Genomic DNA, 3,888 nt, shown 5'->3' with positions numbered 1-3,888 from the left:
GCAGGTTCACCACGCCCTTGATGTAGTCCGGCGCGTTCGCAATCCGCGTCACCGCGTCGTACCCGCGCAGCTCCTGCACCTTCTGGATGTCGATGCCGTATTCCTCTTCGCCCAGCTTGAAGGTCACGACCTCCAGGCGGGCGGCGACGGCGGCGGCGGACGATGCCGAGGCGGCTTGTTTCAATGGGTCTTTTGCCTTGTTGAGCATGGGGTCTTCTCCGGGTTGAGTCTGTTGAATGTGAGTTGGATTCGCGGTGCGCGCGCTTCAGGCGGCCAGCGCGGCTTGCGAGGCCTCTGCGACTTCGGCCACCTGGCTCGCGTCGCCGCGGAACACGCGCACGGCCTTCACGAGGCCGTCGGCCTGCTCCTGCAGCAGTTCGGCCGTGGCCGTGGCTTCTTCGACCAGCGCGGCGTTCTGTTGGGTGACCTGGTCCATCTGGCTGATGGCCTGGTTGATCTGTTCGATGCCGGAGGTCTGCTCCTGGCTGGCGGTGGTGATCTCGCCCATGATGTCGGTCACCCGCTTCACGCTGCCCACGATCTCCTGCATCGTGCGGCCGGCTTCCGCCACCTGTTTGCTGCCGGCCTCGACCTTGTCGACCGAATCGCCGATCAGCGTCTTGATTTCCTTGGCGGCGGACGCGGAGCGCTGCGCGAGGCTGCGCACTTCCGAGGCCACCACGGCGAAGCCCTTGCCTTGTTCACCTGCGCGCGCCGCTTCCACGGCCGCATTCAGCGCCAGGATGTTGGTCTGGAACGCGATGCCGTCGATTACACCGATGATGTCCACGATCTTCTTCGACGACGCATTGATCGAGCCCATGGTGTCGACCACCTGCGACACGACATGGCCGCCCTTCACCGCGACTTCCGATGCCGACACCGCGAGCTGGTTGGCCTGGCGCGCGTTGTCCGCGTTCTGCTTCACCGTCGAGGTCAGCTCTTCCATCGACGCCGCCGTCTCTTCCAGCGAACTGGCCTGCTGCTCGGTGCGCGAGGACAGGTCCTGGTTGCCCGAGGCGATCTGGCTGGACGCCGACATCACGCCGGCCACGTTCTCGCCCACGTCCGAGACGATGGCGAAAAGATTGGCGCTCATCTGGTTCAGCGCACGCAGCAGCCCGGTGATTTCGTCGCCGCGCCGCACCTCGAAGCGCGCGAGGTCGCCACCTGCGATGGCACGGGCCACGTGCACCGCCTCGTCCAGCGGACGGAACACCGTGCGGCCGAGGAACCGGCCCAGGCCCAGCCAGGCAAGCGCGGAGGCCGCGCCGCAGGCCGCGATCAGCCCAGGCAGGCTGCCGTGCGCGCCGGCGGAAGCCACCAGCCGCGACGCTTCCATCCAGCCCGCCAGACCCAGGCCCAGCGAGAGCACGGTGGCCACTGCCGTGGCGCCGGCCACGCGGCTGCGCACCGGAATGCGGCGCAGCCGCGCCAGCGGGTTGCGCCAGCCGCGCTGCACCACCTCGCCCTGCAGGAGCTCGATGTCATTGGCGCGGCCTTCGCGGATGCGGGCGTACAGCGCGTCGGCTTCGGCCACTTCGGCACGCCCGGGCTTGCTGCGCACCGACATGTAGCCCTGCACGCGGCCGTTGCGCCGGACGGGCGTGACGTTGGCCAGCACCCAGTAGAAGTCGCCGTTCTGGCGCCGGTTCTTGATGAGGCCGGTCCAGGGCAGGCCCTGGCCCAGCGAGGCCCACATGTCGGCGAAAGCCTCGGCCGGCACGTCGGGGTGGCGCACGATGTTGTGCGCCTTGCCCATGAGGTCGCCCACCGCGAAGCCGCTGGCCTCCACGAAAGCCGGGTTGACGTAGGTGATCCGGCCCTTCAGGTCGGTGCGTGACACCAGGGCGGCGCCCGGTGGGAGTTCGTATTCGATGCCGGTGATCGGCAGGTTGACGCGCATGTCGGTGTTTTCTGTGTCAGGCCAAAGCCAGCTGTGGGTTGCCGAGACGGAACACGCCGACAACTTCCGAAAGACTGCCCGCCTGTTCCTGCAGCGACTGGGCGGCGGCCGAAGCCTCCTCGACCAGCGCGGCGTTTTGTTGGGTGACCTGGTCCATCTGGGTGATTGCCTGGTTGATCTGCTCGATGCCCGAGGTCTGCTCCTGGCTGGCCGCGGTGATCTCGCCCATGATGTCGGTCACCCGGCGCACGCTGCCCACGATCTCGTCCATGGTGCGGCCCGCTTCGGCCACCTGCTTGCTGCCTTCGGCGACCTTGTCGACCGAGTCGCCGATCAGCGTCTTGATCTCCTTGGCTGCGGCTGCGGAGCGCTGCGCCAGGCTGCGAACTTCGGACGCCACCACGGCAAAGCCACGGCCTTGTTCACCGGCACGCGCGGCTTCCACCGCTGCGTTCAAGGCCAGGATGTTGGTCTGGAACGCGATGCCGTCAATCACGCCGATGATGTCCACGATCTTCTTGGACGACGCATTGATCGAGCCCATGGTGTCGACCACCTGCGAGACCACGGTGCCGCCCTTCACCGCCACTTCGGACGCCGACACCGCCAGCTGGTTGGCCTGGCGTGCGTTGTCGGCGTTCTGCTTCACGGTGCTCGTGAGTTCTTCCATCGAGGCCGCCGTCTCTTCGAGCGAACTGGCCTGTTCTTCGGTGCGCGACGACAGGTCCTGGTTGCCTGCCGCGATCTGGCCCGAGGCCGTGGCAATGGTGTCGCTGGACTCCTTGATCCTTCCGACGATCGAGGTCAGCTGCGCCTGCATCTGCTTGATGGAGTGCAGCAGGCTGCCGTCGCGCGCCGTATCGGCGTCGACGGCCATCGACAGGTCGCCGTTCGCGATGCGGCTGACCACGTCGGCCGCATAGACCGGCTCGCCGCCCAGCTGGCGGCTCAGCAGGCGCGCGACCAGCACGCCCAGGCCCACGCTCGCCGCTATGCCGGCCAGCGCCAGCACCACCATCATCAGCCGCGATGTCCTGTAGGTGTCGCCGGCGTGCTCGGCGCTGAGCCTGGCCAGCTCCTTGCTGTGCGCGACCATGCCCTTGAGCACTTCCTCGACGCCGCGCGATTCCTTCAGCAGGCGGGTGCTGTCTTCGGTCACCTGGTTGTCGAACTGCGAGCTGTCCAGCGGCTGCTTGAACACCAGCGCCACGAAATCGCTCATGCGCTTGGTCAGAGGGCCGATCAGGGCCTCGTACTGGCCGTAGAGCTTCTTGCCTTCCTCGGTCTCCTCGAAGAAGGGCTTCACCTCGCCGGCGCGCGCCGCCAGGCTTTCCATGGACGCCTTGAGTTCGGTCGCCCCCGCGTTGCGTTCGCCGCGCGTGCCGGCCGACAGCAGCGTGACCTGTGCACGGCTGGCGTACAGCAGGTGGATGTTGGCTTCCTGGACCGCCTGGAGCGCCTGCAGCTCATTGGCGTACAGCCGCTGCGTGGCGTCGCTGATGCGCCCCATGTGATAGATGCCGAGCGCGCTGACGGCCGCGCCGATGGCCGCGACCACGAGAAAGCTGAGGATCAGCCGGACAGTGACGCGGAGATTCTGGAACCATTGCATTTCTTTTTTTCCTTGGTTATGGAGCGAGTGCGGTGAACTGCGGGTGCTGCGCCGAGCCGTTGGCGCGGCTGCTGTCCAGGCGGAACACGCCCACCACTTGCGACAGGTTCCCAGCCTGTTCCTGCATCGATTGCGCGGCAGCCGAGGCTTGCTCGACCAATGCGGCGTTCTGTTGCGTCGCCTGGTCCATCTGGCTGATGGCCTGGTTGATCTGCTCGATCCCCGAGGTCTGTTCCTGGCTCGCCGCCGTGATCTCGCCCATGATGTCCGTCACGCGCTTCACGCTGCCCACGATCTCTTCCATCGTGCGGCCGGCTTCCTCCACCTGCTTGCTGCCCTCCTCGACCTTCTCCACGGAGTCACCGATCAG

4 protein-coding genes are annotated in these 3,888 nt (G+C 66.9%); all 4 read right to left on the bottom strand.

The window, feature by feature from the left end; all coding sequences use genetic code 11:
* The coding region (locus AC1DJH_RS32975; RefSeq protein ID WP_478188596.1) for a chemotaxis protein CheW at positions 1-208 on the bottom strand (208 nt) is incomplete at its 3' end.
* 57 nt (positions 209-265) lie between these two features.
* Positions 266-1,906, bottom strand: coding sequence for a methyl-accepting chemotaxis protein (locus AC1DJH_RS32970; protein WP_478188595.1), 1,641 nt, complete (start codon positions 1,904-1,906; stop codon positions 266-268).
* 16 nt (positions 1,907-1,922) lie between these two features.
* The gene (locus AC1DJH_RS32965) at positions 1,923-3,518 is read right to left on the bottom strand and encodes a methyl-accepting chemotaxis protein (protein WP_472121283.1); all 1,596 of its coding nucleotides are present in this window, start codon (positions 3,516-3,518) and stop codon (positions 1,923-1,925) included.
* Positions 3,519-3,534: 16 nt separating this feature from the next.
* A partial coding sequence (locus tag AC1DJH_RS32960; RefSeq protein WP_478188594.1) for a methyl-accepting chemotaxis protein occupies positions 3,535-3,888 on the bottom strand: 354 nt, incomplete at its 5' end.

The sequence above is a fragment of the Variovorax sp. 10N412 genome, from assembly GCF_056394985.1.
Note: the sequence above shows the minus strand (reverse complement) of the source record. Positions and strands in the feature narration are given on the sequence as shown.

Bases quoted from the DNA above. Each gene is read 5' to 3' on its own strand.
- AC1DJH_RS32965 (WP_472121283.1), bottom strand. From the start codon at position 3,518: ATGCAATGGTTCCAGAATCTCCGCGTCACTGTCCGGCTGATCCTCAGC.
- AC1DJH_RS32970 (WP_478188595.1), bottom strand. From the start codon at position 1,906: ATGCGCGTCAACCTGCCGATCACCGGCATCGAATACGAACTCCCACCG.